This is a genomic window from Streptomyces sp. NPDC057137, from assembly GCF_042670825.1.
Classification (GTDB): domain Bacteria; phylum Actinomycetota; class Actinomycetes; order Streptomycetales; family Streptomycetaceae; genus Streptomyces.
The window spans coordinates 1-13,231 of sequence record NZ_JBHUUW010000120.1; the positions used below are offsets into that span (position 1 = coordinate 1).

General features: G+C 70.1%; 15 protein-coding genes. 7 read left to right on the plus strand and 8 right to left on the minus strand.

Going from position 1 to position 13,231, the window contains the following annotated elements; genetic code table 11:
• Positions 1 to 381: 381 nt before the first annotated feature.
• Positions 382 to 1,023, minus strand: coding sequence for a DNA-3-methyladenine glycosylase (locus tag ACFT9I_RS39415; RefSeq protein WP_382572531.1), 642 nt, complete (start codon positions 1,021 to 1,023; stop codon positions 382 to 384).
• Positions 1,024 to 1,098: 75 nt separating this feature from the next.
• Here ACFT9I_RS39415 and ACFT9I_RS39420 point away from each other — a divergent pair, with 75 nt between their 5' ends.
• The 3 genes from ACFT9I_RS39420 to ACFT9I_RS39430 all read left to right on the plus strand — a co-directional run bounded on the left by ACFT9I_RS39420 (position 1,099) and on the right by ACFT9I_RS39430 (position 3,209).
• Positions 1,099 to 1,881 carry a sporulation protein gene (locus ACFT9I_RS39420; protein ID WP_382572534.1) on the plus strand — a complete coding sequence of 261 codons (783 nt, stop codon included), beginning with the start codon at positions 1,099 to 1,101 and terminating at the stop codon, positions 1,879 to 1,881.
• Between the two features lie 86 nt (positions 1,882 to 1,967).
• Positions 1,968 to 2,507 carry a YbhB/YbcL family Raf kinase inhibitor-like protein gene (locus tag ACFT9I_RS39425; protein ID WP_382572537.1) on the plus strand — a complete coding sequence of 180 codons (540 nt, stop codon included), beginning with the start codon at positions 1,968 to 1,970 and terminating at the stop codon, positions 2,505 to 2,507.
• Positions 2,508 to 2,696: 189 nt separating this feature from the next.
• The gene (locus ACFT9I_RS39430; protein WP_382572538.1) at positions 2,697 to 3,209 is read left to right on the plus strand and encodes an HNH endonuclease; all 513 of its coding nucleotides are present in this window, start codon (positions 2,697 to 2,699) and stop codon (positions 3,207 to 3,209) included.
• 76 nt (positions 3,210 to 3,285) lie between these two features.
• On the opposite strand, the gene ACFT9I_RS39435 is transcribed toward ACFT9I_RS39430, so the two are convergent.
• The 4 genes from ACFT9I_RS39435 to ACFT9I_RS39450 all read right to left on the minus strand — a co-directional run bounded on the left by ACFT9I_RS39435 (position 3,286) and on the right by ACFT9I_RS39450 (position 6,578).
• A complete protein-coding gene (locus ACFT9I_RS39435; RefSeq protein ID WP_382572541.1) occupies positions 3,286 to 4,053 on the minus strand; it encodes a sulfite exporter TauE/SafE family protein in 768 nt (255 codons plus the stop codon).
• A 141-nt stretch (positions 4,054 to 4,194) separates the two neighbouring features.
• On the minus strand, positions 4,195 to 5,124 hold the full coding sequence (locus tag ACFT9I_RS39440; protein WP_023542647.1) for an SPFH domain-containing protein: 930 nt from the start codon (positions 5,122 to 5,124) through the stop codon (positions 4,195 to 4,197).
• A gap of 136 nt (positions 5,125 to 5,260) precedes the next feature.
• The gene (locus ACFT9I_RS39445; protein WP_382572544.1) at positions 5,261 to 5,689 is read right to left on the minus strand and encodes an NfeD family protein; all 429 of its coding nucleotides are present in this window, start codon (positions 5,687 to 5,689) and stop codon (positions 5,261 to 5,263) included.
• A gap of 97 nt (positions 5,690 to 5,786) precedes the next feature.
• Positions 5,787 to 6,578, minus strand: a complete 792-nt coding sequence (locus tag ACFT9I_RS39450; protein WP_382572547.1) for an ABC transporter ATP-binding protein — start codon at positions 6,576 to 6,578, stop codon at positions 5,787 to 5,789.
• A gap of 124 nt (positions 6,579 to 6,702) precedes the next feature.
• Between ACFT9I_RS39450 and ACFT9I_RS39455 the strand changes: the two genes are divergently transcribed.
• Positions 6,703 to 7,491, plus strand: a complete 789-nt coding sequence (locus ACFT9I_RS39455) for a hypothetical protein (protein ID WP_382572550.1) — start codon at positions 6,703 to 6,705, stop codon at positions 7,489 to 7,491.
• A gap of 408 nt (positions 7,492 to 7,899) precedes the next feature.
• On the opposite strand, the gene ACFT9I_RS39460 is transcribed toward ACFT9I_RS39455, so the two are convergent.
• From ACFT9I_RS39460 to ACFT9I_RS39470, 3 genes are all read right to left on the minus strand, one after another.
• Positions 7,900 to 8,151, minus strand: coding sequence for a chaplin (locus ACFT9I_RS39460; protein WP_382572552.1), 252 nt, complete (start codon positions 8,149 to 8,151; stop codon positions 7,900 to 7,902).
• Between the two features lie 171 nt (positions 8,152 to 8,322).
• Positions 8,323 to 8,970: a response regulator gene (locus ACFT9I_RS39465; protein WP_382572555.1), complete on the minus strand. Its 648-nt coding sequence runs from the start codon at positions 8,968 to 8,970 to the stop codon at positions 8,323 to 8,325.
• Complete coding sequence (locus ACFT9I_RS39470) at positions 8,963 to 10,108, minus strand: GAF domain-containing sensor histidine kinase (protein ID WP_382572558.1); 1,146 nt, start codon at positions 10,106 to 10,108, stop codon at positions 8,963 to 8,965. Before ACFT9I_RS39470 ends, ACFT9I_RS39465 begins: the two co-directional genes overlap by 8 nt.
• Before the next feature lie 218 nt (positions 10,109 to 10,326).
• On the opposite strand from ACFT9I_RS39470, the gene ACFT9I_RS39475 reads away from it, so the two are divergent.
• From ACFT9I_RS39475 to ACFT9I_RS39485, 3 genes are all read left to right on the plus strand, one after another.
• Positions 10,327 to 11,022, plus strand: coding sequence for an SDR family NAD(P)-dependent oxidoreductase (locus ACFT9I_RS39475; RefSeq protein ID WP_382572560.1), 696 nt, complete (start codon positions 10,327 to 10,329; stop codon positions 11,020 to 11,022).
• Positions 11,022 to 12,155, plus strand: coding sequence for an S-adenosylmethionine:tRNA ribosyltransferase-isomerase (locus ACFT9I_RS39480; RefSeq protein ID WP_382572562.1), 1,134 nt, complete (start codon positions 11,022 to 11,024; stop codon positions 12,153 to 12,155). The genes ACFT9I_RS39475 and ACFT9I_RS39480 overlap by 1 nt, the downstream gene beginning before the upstream one ends.
• A 261-nt stretch (positions 12,156 to 12,416) precedes the next feature.
• Entirely contained in the window at positions 12,417 to 13,133 is a 717-nt protein-coding gene (locus ACFT9I_RS39485; protein WP_382572565.1) for a transglycosylase SLT domain-containing protein, read from the plus strand.
• Positions 13,134 to 13,231 lie beyond the last annotated feature (98 nt).

Genomic DNA, 13,231 nt, shown 5'->3' on the forward strand with positions numbered 1-13,231 from the left:
CTGGCGTTGACTTTTGGCACGCTGTTGAGTTCTCAAGGAACGGACGCTTCCTTTGTACTCACCCTCTCGGGCTTTCCTCCGGGCTTCCCTTCGGTCCTGCTGTCCTGCGTTTCCGACTCTATCAGAACCTTTCGGCGCCTGATTCCCAGTCGACGGGGGCCGCTTTCAGTTATCCGCTTTCGCGTTTCCCTTTCGGCGTGTCCACTACGTTAACCGATTCCCCTGGCGACTCATAATCGAGCCGAGAAGTTCGAATTTCGGCATGCCGAAATAGAACCCGTCAGGGGCAAATCGTAGGTAGTGGGTGGCCGCTCCGGGCTGCTGAAGAGCAAGACCCGTTCAAAGCGGCTCGGACTACATTAGGGCCCCCGACCCGGCGCGTCAAGTTGCCCGGCGGCGGGGAGTGTGTGCCCGGTACGGGCTCACCGTGGGGTCGCCGTCGATCCAGTAGCGCCAGGGGTGCGGGGCGCCGTCGCCGCCCACCCCGGTGCGGGGGCCGTTGCGTACCAGGTCAGTTGGGGGTGGTGTGCCCGTGAGTATCGACAGGGGCGCGTCGTCGCCGGAGCAGACGTCCGTGCCGTTCAGGGCGCGGTCGACGGACAGGCCGGTGGCCAACCGGGCCGGGCCTTTGGCCAGTTCCTTGTCGTTGCGGGCCGAGAGGCGTCGTTTCCGTACCTGCTCCGCTCCCTCCAGGACCTCGCCGGCGCGCAGCAGTACACCGCTCGCCCGGCCCACCGGGCCGCACACCAGGTTGAGGCAGTGCCACATGCCGTACGTGAAGTAGACGTACGCGTGGCCGGGCGGGCCGAACATCACGTCGTTGCGGGGCGTACGGCCGCGGAAGGCGTGGGAGCCGGGGTCGATGTCGCCCGCGTACGCCTCCACCTCCGTGAGGCGGAGTTCTGTCGTTCCTTGCGCCGTGCGGCGTAGGAGAGTTCGGCCCAGCAGGTCCGGGGCGACTTCCAGCACGGGCCGGTTGAAGAAGTCGCGGGGCAGCGGCGTACGGTCGGGGCGCTCGATCATGTCGTCCGAGCGTAGCGGGGGAACCGCCCGCGGTCGTGACGCGTATGTAGAGGTCAGGATCTAGGAGGAGTGACTATGGGCTTCAAGAGGCTGCTCGCGAGCATGGGCGCCGGCGGTGCGTCCGTCGAGACCGAGCTGACCGAGCAGAACGTCGTGCCGGGCGGGGTCGTCCAGGGCGAGGTGCGCATCCAGGGCGGGTCGGTCGACCAGCAGATCGAGGGGCTCTCCGTCGGTCTCCAGGCGCGCGTCGAGGTCGAGGGCGGTGACCAGGAGGTCAAGCAGGACCTGGAGTTCGTCAAGCAGCGTCTCGGTGGTGCCTTCGAGGTGAAGGCCGGCGCGGTGCACGTCGTGCCCTTCGGCCTGGAGATCCCGTGGGAGACGCCGGTGACGAGCATCGCCGGGCAGCAGCTGCACGGCATGAACATCGGTGTGACGACGGAGCTGGAGATCGCCCGCGCGCTGGACTCCGGCGACCTGGACCCGATCAACGTGCACCCGCTGCCGGCGCAGCAGGCCATCCTGGACGCCTTCATCAGCCTGGACTTCCGCTTCAAGAGCGCGGACATGGAGCGTGGGCACATCCGCGGGACGCGTCAGCGTCTGCCGTTCTACCAGGAGATCGAGTTCGTCCCGCCGCAGCGGTACCGCGGGCTGAACCAGGTCGAGCTGACGTTCGTCGCCGACGACCGCGAGATGGACGTCATCCTGGAGATGGACAAGAAGCCGGGCCTCTTCAGCGAGGGCAGCGACTCCTTCCGCGCGTTCAAGGTGGGTCTCAACGACTTCCAGGGAACCGACTGGTCCGCCTACCTCAACCAGTGGATCGCCGACGTCGGCGGACGTCGTAACTGGGCCTGACGTCTGTCCGGCCATAGTCTCGGCTTCGGAAGGCCGCCGGGTCCCGCGAGGCCCGGCGGCGCGTAGCCGAATCCGGAGGTTCAGTAGTGACCGAGGCGAAGAGGGCTCCACTCCCTCATGACTTCCACCCGCCGGTGCCGTCCTTCACCGTGGTGAGCGACGACATCGCGCCCGGTGCGGTCCTGAAGGACGCCCAGGTCTTCGCGGCGGGGAACACCTCACCGCAGCTGCGGTGGGAGGGGTTCCCCGCGGAGACCAAGAGCTTTGCCGTGACGTGCTTCGACCCCGACGCGCCGACCGGCAGCGGTTTCTGGCACTGGGTGGTGTTCGACATCCCGGCGTCGGTCACCGAGCTGCCGGCGGGCGCGGGCTCCGGCTTGTTCGAGGGGCTGCCGAAGGGCGCCGTGCACGCGCGTAGCGACTACGGGTCGAAGGACTTCGGGGGTGCCGCTCCCCCGGCGGGTGATCCCGCGCACCGTTATGTGTTCACCGTGTACGCGGTGGACAGCGACACGCTGGGGCCGGATTCGGATGCCTCACCCGCCTTTGTCGGCTTCAATCTGCGGTTCCACACGCTCGCGCGTGCGCAGCTGATCGGTGAGTACGCCGCTCCTGCGGAGAGCTGACCGTTCAGCTGTTGTTTGCCCTGCCCTGGTCTTGGAGAGATCAGAGCAGGGCATTTTTTCGTTGCGGGGGTTATTGGGGTCGTCCCCGGAACTCGGATCGGCGGATATTGCGTTGTCCATCTTGGCGCGCCCGGCCAAAGTTGATCCCAGCCCGCCGTCCGGCGGGGCGGCACACGGGAGGTGGGCGGGATGCGGGACACGCTGGTACTGAATGCGAGCTTCGAGCCGCTGTCGACGGTGACACTCAACCGTGCGGTGGTGCTGGTCCTTCAGGACAAGGCCGTCGTCGAGCAGTCCCACCCGGCTCTGCGGGTGCGTGCGGCCGCGGTGGATCTCCCGGTGCCCCGGGTGATCAGGCTCTGCAGGTATGTGCGGGTGCCCTTCCGAAGACAGGCGCCGTGGTCGAGACGTGGAGTGCTGATACGCGACCAGCACCGGTGCGCGTACTGCGGTCGGCGCGCGACGACCGTGGACCATGTGGTGCCGCGGTCGCGTGGCGGTGCGGACAGCTGGATCAATACGGTCGCCTCGTGTGCCGAGGACAATCACCGCAAGGCCGACCGGACGCCGGAGCAGGCGGGAATGCCGTTGCTGTACGAGCCGTTCGTGCCGTCTCCGGCCGACGCGATGCTGTTGGCGCTGCGGGCCGGTGAGCGGTCGGCGCTGCCGCAGTGGCTGGCGGGGGTCGGTACCGCCGCGTAGGCCGTGAGGCTTCCCTGTTGTCACCGGACAGCCCGTCTCCGTACGTCGGAGGCGGGCTTTCGCTTGTGCGGACCGGTCAGCGCGTGACCAGCTGGACGATGGCCACCGTGCCGACGACCACGATCGTCGCGCGCATCACCGCGGGTGACAGTCGTCGGCCGACCTTCGCGCCCAACTGGCCGCCGATCGCGGAGCCCACGGCGATGAGGACGACGGCCGTCCAGTCGAACTCGGCCACGAAGAGGAAGAAGATCGCGGCGATGGTGTTCACGATGGCGGCGAGGACGTTCTTGACGGCGTTGAGGCGCTGCATCTCCTCGTCGATCAACATGCCCATGAGGGACATGTAGATGATCCCCTGGGCGGCTGTGAAGTAGCCGCCGTAGACGCTGGCGGCCAGGACGCCGCCGAAGAGGAGCGGTCCGCCGTCGGTCTTGGTGGCGACGCCTCGGCGCTCGCGGTGGCGCCGGACGGTCTTGGAGAGCCGGGGCTGGAGGATCACGAGGACGAGGGCGAGGCTGACGAGGATCGGCACGATCGTCTCGAAGGCCGTCGAGGGCAGTGAGACGAGCAGGATCGCTCCGCCGAGCCCGCCGCAGACGGAGGCGGTGCCCAGGCGCATGATGCGGCGGCGCTGTCCGGCGAGTTCCGCGCGGTAGCCGATGGCGCCGCTGACGGCGCCCGGTATCAGGCCGAGTGCGTTGGAGACGGTGGCGGTGACGGGTGGCAGGCCGGTCGCGAGCAGCACCGGGAAGGTGATCAACGTCCCTGATCCGACGATGGCGTTGATGGTGCCGGCGCAGGTGCCCGCCACGAACACGGCGAGCATCTCCCAGATGGTCACGCAACACGTCCCTCGGTGATCGGTGGTGGTGGCACCGATCATGCCCGACGGCGGGCGGGGTCCCGTACGACGGGTGGGGCGTCTGGTGCGTCGTACGGGACCGTGACGTGCGGCTCAAGCCCTGACGGACAGGCTTGGCGGCTAGTCGAGCGGCGGCTGCTGGCGCCGGTCCTTGCCGGTGTTGAAGCCCGGTACGCCGGCGCCGAGGTTGTCGAACGCGCCGCTGAGTCCCTTGAGCGCGTCGCCGATCTCGCTGGGAACGATCCAGAGCTTGTTGGCGTCGCCCTCGGCGATCTTGGGGAGCATCTGGAGGTACTGGTACGCGAGCAGCTTCTGGTCGGGGTCTCCGGCGTGGATGGACTCGAAGACCGTACGGATCGCCTGGGCCTCGCCCTCGGCGCGCAGGGCGGCGGCCTTGGCCTCGCCTTCGGCGCGCAGGATCGCGGACTGCTTCTCGCCCTCGGCGGTCAGGATCGCCGATTGCCGAATGCCCTCGGCGGTGAGGATCGCGGCGCGCTTGTCGCGGTCCGCGCGCATCTGCTTCTCCATCGAGTCCTGGATGGAGGTCGGCGGCTCGATGGCCTTGAGCTCGACGCGGTTGACGCGGATGCCCCACTTGCCGGTGGCTTCGTCGAGGACGCCGCGCAGGGCCGCGTTGATCTCCTCGCGTGAGGTGAGGGTCCGCTCCAGGTCCATGCCGCCGATGATGTTGCGCAGTGTGGTGACGGTGAGCTGTTCGATCGCCTGGATGTAGCTGGCGACTTCGTACGTCGCGGCGCGGGCGTCGGTGACCTGGTAGTAGATGACCGTGTCGATGTTGACGACCAGGTTGTCCTGGGTGATCACCGGCTGGGGCGGGAAGGGGACGACCTGTTCACGGAGGTCGATGCGGTTGCGGATCGAGTCGATGAACGGGACCACGATGTTCAGGCCCGCGTTGAGCGTGCGGGTGTAGCGCCCGAAGCGCTCCACGATGGCGGCGCTCGCCTGCGGGATGACCTGGATCGTCTTGATCAGGGCGATGAATACAAGCACCACCAGGATGACCAGGACGATGATGATTGATGGCATCGCGTTCCTACTGCCCTTCGCTGCCGGACTGGCGGACTGTCAGATGATCGAGTTTCGCAGAACACGCCTGTGTGTGCGGGGCGTTCGGCCTGGTTGTCTTACTTCGCTCGGCGTGCGCGGGCGCCCGGAGGGGCGTTCACATCACCACGGCGGTCGCGCCGTCGATGTCGGCGACGTCGACCTTCTCCCCCGGTTCAAAGGTCTGTTCGGCGTCGAGGGTGCGTGCCGACCAGATCTCTCCGGCGAGTTTGATCCGGCCGCCGCTGCCGTCGACCCGTTCGAGTACGACGGCCTGACGCCCTTTCAGGGCGTCGATTCCCGTGGCCAGTCGGGGAGTTCGGGCGCCTTGTCTGGCTGCCAGGGGCCGTACGACGGCGATGAGGGCGACCGAGACCGCCACGAAGACAAGGACCTGTGCCACGATTCCGCCGCCCAGCGCGGCGACGACGGCACCGGCCACCGCGCCCGCGGAGAACATCCCGAATTCGGGCATCGCCGTCAGGACAAGCGGAATTCCCAGTCCTACGGCCGCGATCAGCCACCACACCCATGCTTCGATTTCCACATCATCATGGTAGGTGGGCGGGTCCGGTCCGGACAGGGGGTGCGATCAGGTCATCGGCGGTGCGGGGGCGCTGTCGGGGTCATCGGGGCGGGCGAGGTCAGCGCAGCGGCAAACCGCGGGCCGACCAGCGCTCGTTGGCCTGCTCGACGACGAGCGGGAGACCGAAGCAGAGGGAGAGGTTACGGGACGTCAGCTCGGTCTCCATGGGGCCCGCGGCGAGGACCTTGCCCTGGCGGATCATGAGGACGTGCGTGAAGCCGGGGGCGATCTCCTCGACATGGTGGGTGACCATGATCATGGAGGGGGCGTACGGGTCCCGGGCGAGCCGGCCGAGGCGGCGTACGAGGTCCTCGCGGCCGCCGAGGTCGAGACCGGCGGCGGGCTCGTCGAGGAGGAGCAGTTCGGGGTCGGTCATCATCGCGCGGGCGATCAGGGTGCGCTTGCGCTCACCCTCGGAGAGGGTGCCGAACCTGCGGTCCAGGTACTCGGTCATGCCGAGCCGGTCGAGGAAGGCGCGGGCGCGCCGCTCGTCGACCTCGTCGTAGTTCTCGTGCCAGGTGGCGGTCATGCCGTACGCGGCGGTGAGGACCGTCTGGAGCACGGTCTGGCGCTTGGGCAGCTTCTCGGCCATGGCGACGCCCGCCATGCCGATGCGGGGGCGGAGTTCGAAGACGTCCACCTTGCCGAGCTTGTCGCCGAGGATCTTCACCTTGCCGGTGGAGGGGAAGAGGTAGCTGGACGCGAGGTTGAGCAGGGTCGTCTTGCCGGCGCCGTTGGGGCCGAGAATCACCCAGCGTTCGCCTTCCTTGACGGACCAGGAGACATCGTCCACCAGAGCGCGTCCGTCGCGGACCACGGATACGTCCACCAGCTCCAGTACATCGCTCATGAGCGCGTTGTCTCCCCATGCAGTCTTGAGATCTGGCATGCGCCTGCGGGCGCAGCTCCACAGGGAAAACCTACGCCACCGGTCCGGCGGTCAACTCCTTAGGTCCGTTCCCTAGGCTGGGGCCATGCTTTCCGAACCACGCTCAGGACTGTTGGCGGCCTGGGGAAATGCCCTCCTTGCCGGTTTCGTATCGCCGGACGACGCGGCTCTCGCGATCGTCGGGCCGGACGCGGTGCACCGGGTGGCGGGGCTGCCGGGTGAGGCGGGGCCGGTCGGGCTGACCCTGGCGCTCGGCCGGCTGCGCGCGCTGGGGGTGACCGGGTACCGGGTGGCGCTGCCGGCGCCGGGTCATCCGCTGGGGCTCAGCGGGCCGCCGGAGTTCAACGCCCGCGCGCTGGAGGCCGAGGAGGCGGTGGTCGCCTCGGGGGCGCCGTACGGGCTGGTGCCCGAGGTGTCCGCGGTGGGGCCCGAGGGCGACCTTCATGTGGAGGTGGTCTGGGACTGTCTGCCGGTGCGTGAGGCGCCGCCGGCGGACGTGCCGTCGCTCGGGGAGGCGGAGCGGGAGCTGGCGGAGGCGCTGCGGGACGCGACGGACGTGCTGTCGCGGCTGGATGTCGCGGGGTCGGGGCCGGTGGCCGAGGCCGCGCTGGACGCCTACCGGGCGCGGGCGGAGCGGGGGCGGGAGGTGCTGGCTCCGGGCTATCCGCCGCGCGCCGTACGGGTGCTGGAGCTGGCGCAGCGGGTGGGGCTGCTGGTCGCGCTGGCGCGGGAGCACGGGCACGGCGGGGCGGTGAGCGCGTCGGAGATGGCGGCGCGCGGTGAGGCGCTGCGGCCGGTGGAGCGGGTGTCGCGGCGGGCGCAGGTGGCCGCGTACAACGCGTATGTGGAGGAGCTGGAGCGGGGTCCGCGCTAGGCAGTGTCCGCCCTAGGCCGTGTCCGGGGTTGGTCGACCGGGTCCGTCCGGTGGCCGGTTCGTCCTCGATCGCCGGACGGGCTTGAAATGCCTGCCGGACGTGCCGCGATGGCAGCTCGTCCGGCGATTGAGGACGAGCGCGGCCACAGCACCCAGGTGTGTGAGATGTGGCACGGCCCCGGTACCCGTCGCTGAGGACGGGTACCGGGGCCGCGGCGCCTGGGACGTGTCCGCGAAGTCCCGCCTGGCCCGCGACGCCTGGCACGGCACCTCGCCGCGTTGTCGGAATCGACCAAGTACGCCCAGTACGAGGCCGACCCTCCGCCTTGCGATGCACCGCACCAGACGCCGCAGGCCCCGCCCTACGGGCGGACGGCGCTACTTCGCGGACACGCCCCAGGCCGTGTGTCAGGCGTTGAGGCCGCTGTTGGCGAACGCCGGGTTGAGGACGCCGATCACGTTGACCGTGTTGCCGACCGCGTTCACGGGGATCTGCACCGGGACCTGAACGAGGTTGCCGGAGCCGACGCCCGGCGAGTGCACGGCCTTGCCGGTGGCGTCGGCGTGCGGGCCGCCGGTGGCGAAGGCGGCACCGGAACCCGCGGCGACGAGGCCACCGGCGATCATGGTGAGGGCAGCGGCCTTCTTAAGGTTGTTCATTTTCAGGATCCTCCATCGCAAGGGCCGCGGCGGTAATCCGCGGCACGCCATGGAGAACGCCTGGACCCCGCCGGGGATACGCCGTGTGGGGGACATACACCCGACGGTATGAATCTCAGATCGGAATACGACGTTCCGTATCACCGGCCGGGACCCGCCCCGGCCCGCCGTTCACCCGGTGATCCCATGCCGTACGGCCCACAGCGCCGCCTGCGTGCGGTCCGCGAGATCCAGCTTCATCAGAATGTTCGAGACATGCGTCTTGACGGTCTTCTCCGAGAGGACGAGCGCACGGGCGATCTCCCGGTTGGAACGCCCGTCCGCGATCAGGGTGAGCACTTCGCGCTCCCGGTCGGTGAGCGAGGAGCCCCTGCCGTGTCCGGTGCCGGGGTCGTCCTGGGCCAGCAGCGCGCCCGCCACCTCCGGCTGCAGCAGGACATGACCGGCGTGTACGGAGCGGATGGCGCCGGCCAGCGCCTCCGGGTCGACGTCCTTGTACACGTAACCGGCCGCACCGGCGCGCAGCGCGGGCACCACCGTGCGCTGCTCGGTGAAGCTCGTCACGATCAGCACCTTGGCCGGGTTGGCGAGTTCGCGGAGCTTGCGCAGCGCCTCGATGCCGTCGGTGCCCGGCATCTTGATGTCCATCAGGACGACGTCCGGGCGCAGCTCCTCCGCGCCGGCCACGCCCTCGTCACCGTCGGACGCCTCGCCCACGACCTCTATGTCGTCCTGGATCTCCAGGAAGGTGCGCAGACCGCGGCGGACCACCTGGTGGTCGTCCACCAGCAGCACACGGATTCTCTTGTCGTCAGCCACCGGGCACTTCCATCTCGATCGTGGTGCCCTGTCCGGGCGCCGATTGCACCGTCAGCCTGCCGCCCACACCGCTCGACCTGTCCCGCATCGAGACGAGCCCGAGGTGGCGGCCGGCCCTGCGGACCGTTCTCGGTTCGAAGCCCTTGCCGTTGTCGGTGACGCTGAGGACCGCGCCCTGCCCCCGGCGGGCGACGGTCACGTCGACGCGCTCCGCGCCGGAGTGGCGCAGCGCGTTGTGGAGCGCTTCCTGGGCCACGCGGAGCATCGCCTCCTCCTGTGCGGCGGGCAGGGCACGTACCCCGCAGCTGTCGAAGGTGACCTGCGCGGAGTGCGCGCGGTCGAGGACCTGGATATGGGTACGCAGGGTGTGCACCAGGCCGTCCTCGTCGAGGGCCGCGGGGCGCAGCTCGACGACGGCGGCGCGCAGCTCGTCGGCGGCCTCGGCGGCGAGGTCGGCGACCTGCTGCAGTTCGCCCTTGGCGCGTGCCGGGTCGCGGTCGATGAGGCTGGAGACGGCCTGGGCGGTCAGCCGCAGCGAGAAGAGTTTCTGGCTGACGGCGTCGTGGAGTTCGTGGGCGAGCCGGGAGCGTTCCTCGGCGATGGTCAGCTCGCGGCTGCGCTCGTACAGCCTGGCGTTGGTGAGGGCGATCGCCGCGTGCTGGGCGAGGATGCCGAGAAGCTCCTCGTCCTCCTCGGTGAATCCGCAGCCGCCGGCCGGCTTGGGGCAGCGCTTGTTGGCGAGGAAGAGTGTGCCGATCGTCTCGTCGCCGTCGCGGATGGGCAGGCCGAGGAAGTCGGACATGTCGGGGTGGGCGGTGGGCCAGCCGCCGAAGCGGGGGTCCTTCTTCACGTCGGCGAGCCGCTCGGGGCGCGCGTCGTGCAGCATCGCCGCGAGGACGCCGTGCTGGCGCGGGAGCGGGCCGATGGCCTTCCACTGCGCGTCGCTGACGCCGTCGACCACGAACTGGGCGAAGCCGCCGTGGTCGTCGGGCACACCGAGCGCGGCGTACTCGGCGTCGAGCAGTTCGCGGGCGGAGGCGACGATCGTCTTGAGTACGTCCCTCACTTCCAGATGCCTGCTCATCGCGAGGAGTGCGGTGCTCACGGCGGCGAGCCCGGAGCTGGGTCGATGGCTCATGGCCTCACCGTACCGGCGGGTGGGACGGGCCGGATCGGACCTGGGACGCAGTGGCCGAGGGCCGATGGCCTAGGCCCAAGTGCCTCGGGGCGGCGGGACCCGCGGCCGATCCGGCGGGGCTCTTGTCCTTTCTATGTTGAGGACAACGGCCCTCGGCGTCGAGGACAACGCCCTCGGCGGCGTCCGGGGCCGACGCGAGGCGAGAAGGAGCGGACGTCATGTCGGTAGCGATCATCACGGGGGCTTCCAAGGGACTGGGGCGCGCGCTGGGCGGGGCGCTCGCGCGGGACGGGTGGGACCTGGTGCTCGACGCCAGGACGCCCGGCGCGCTGGCGGACGCCGCGACGGAGATCCGGGCGCACGGGACGCGGGTGACGGCGATCCCCGGGGATGTGACCGATCCCGTCCACCGCGCGGAGCTGGTCGCGGCGGCGGGTGCGCTGGGCGGGCTCGATCTGCTGGTGAGCAACGCGAGCGCGCTGGGCGCCGAGCCGCTCGTACGGCTGGACACGCTGGCGCTCGACGGGCTGCGCGCCGCGCTGGAGACGAATGTCGTGGCGGCGCTGGGGCTGGTGCAGGAGGCGCTGCCGCTGCTGCGGGCCGGCGGCGCGGGGACGGTGATCGCCGTCAGCTCGGACGCGGCGGCGGAGGCGTACGAGACCTGGGGCGGGTACGGGGCGTCCAAGGCCGCGCTCGACCACCTGGCCGCCGTGCTCGCCGTGGAGGAGCCGGGGCTGCGGGTGTGGACGGTCGACCCGGGTGACATGCAGACGGATCTGTACGCGGCGGCCGTGCCGGACGACGGTGATACGCGGCCGGATCCCCGGTCCGTGGTGCCGGGCTTCCTACGGCTGATCCGGCAGCGGCCGACGAGCGGCCGTTATTCGGCCACGTCGTTGCTGGGGGTGGCCTGATGACCGGGGCGGCTGTGGGGCGGACGGGGCTGGAGGGGCTGCGGGTGCCCGACGCGCTCTCCGCGCGGGTGCCCGCCGAGCAGCGGGGCGCGGGGCGGGACGACGTACGGCTGCTGGTGTCCCGGGGCACGGAGGTGTCGCACCACGCCTTCCGGGAGCTGGCGGGGCAGCTGCGGGCCGGGGACGTGCTGGTGGTGAACACCTCGCGGACCCTGGCGGCGGCTGTCGACGGGCGGCTCCGCGGTGAGCGGCTGGTCGTCCACTTCTCCACGCGGGGGGACGACGGCCGGTGGGCGGTGGAGCTGCGGACGCCGGGAACGGGCGGGGGCGGGCGCAAGGGCGGGCGCGAGGGGGCGACGCGGGCGCGCGCCGGGGGTCCGGCCGGGGCGGTCGTACGGCTGCCGGGCGGCGGGCACCTCGTACTGGAGGAGCCGCTGGACCCGGCGGGCACCCGGCTGTGGTGGGCGCGGGTGGCCGGCGGGGACGTGGCGGGGCTGCTGCGCCGCCACGGCAGGCCCATCCGGTACGGGTACACGGAGCGGGACCAGCCGCTCTCGGCGTACCAGACGGTCTTCGCGCTCCCCTCCCCCGACGGGTCGGGCTCGGCGGAGATGCCGAGCGCGGGCCGGCCGTTCACCGCGCGGCTGGTGGCGGAGCTGGTGAGCCGGGGCGTGCAGTTCGCGCCGATCAGGCTGGACACGGGGGTGGCGTCGGCGGAGGCGCACGAGCCGCCGTACCCGGAGCGCTTCGAGGTACCGGCGACGACGGCCCGGCTGGTGAACGCCGCCGCCGCGGGCGGCGGGCGGATCGTCGCCGTCGGGACGACGGCCGTACGGGCGCTGGAGTCGGCGGCCGGTCCCGGCGGGACCGTGCGGGCGGCGTCGGGCTGGACGGATCTGGTGGTCACGCCGCGGCGCGGGGTGCGCGTCGTCGACGGGCTGCTGACCGGGCTGCACGAGCCGGCGGCCTCGCATCTGCTGATGCTGGAGGCGATCGCCGGACGAGAGGCGCTGGAGCGCGGTTATACCGAGGCCGTAGGCCATCTCTACCTCTGGCACGAGTTCGGCGACGTCCACCTCGTCCTCCCGGATGAGACCGCTCACTCTCCGGGTTGCGCCAGCAACTTCCGGTAAGAACGCCACCGGGCCAATGTGACGCCGCACATAGGACGCAGATCACTTACGAAGGTATGTAGTGGACATATTGACCGGCATAAGCGTGGCGTGAGTGGGTAGTGGGGTGTCTCTTTTGCACCTCTTTCAACTACCACGGGTCGTACATCCCACCTTTGCCACATGTTTTTGCTGCCGCTAAGAATTGCAGCCGTCGCCGCCGAAGAAAGGCATCTGGCCGACCGGCCTCCGCGACTCCCGCTATTCGAAGAGGTATGTCGTATGACCGCGTCCAGCACCCCTGGCAACCGTCTGAACAAGAGCCACAAGCTCTCGATCGCCGGCGTGACAGTCGTCGCCGCCGCGGCCGTCTCTCTCTCCTTGGTCCCGGGCAACGCGTCCGCCGAAGCCGAGGGCAAGGCCGTGGCCGGCTCCGTGTCCACCGCCCCGGTGGCATGGAACACCACGAGCAACAGCGGCCAGGCCTCATCCGTCCAGGAGAGCCTGACCAAGCAGCACACCATCGCCGACCGCGTCGCGGAGATTCACGCGAAGCAGCAGTCGGCGGCGAAGGCGAAGGCCAAGGCCGACGCCAAGGAAACAGCCGCTGCGAAGGCGAAGAAGCGCGCTGCCGAGAAGACCAAGGCCAGCCGCTCCGCCGACCGCAAGCCCACCTACGCGAACAACCTGAACGGATGGATCAAGGAAGCCCTGTCCATCATGAAGAAGGAGAAGATCCCCGGCACGTACGAGGGTCTGCACCGCAACATCATCCGTGAGTCCAGCGGCAACCCGCGTGCGATCAACAACTGGGACATCAACGCCAAGAACGGCGTCCCGTCGATCGGCCTGCTCCAGGTGATCAAGCCGACCTTCGACACGTACCACGTCAAGGGCACGCCCAAGAGCCAGTACCACCCGGTCGCCAACATCGTGGCCGCGGCCAACTACGCCGCCGACCGTTACGGCTCGATCGACAACGTCGACAGCGCGTACTGAGCCGCTGCCGCCGTACGACCCCGCACCCCCGCACCCCGGCACGACACGTAAGACCCGCAGGACACGCAGAGACGCCGGTGGGCGGCACCCCTTCGCGG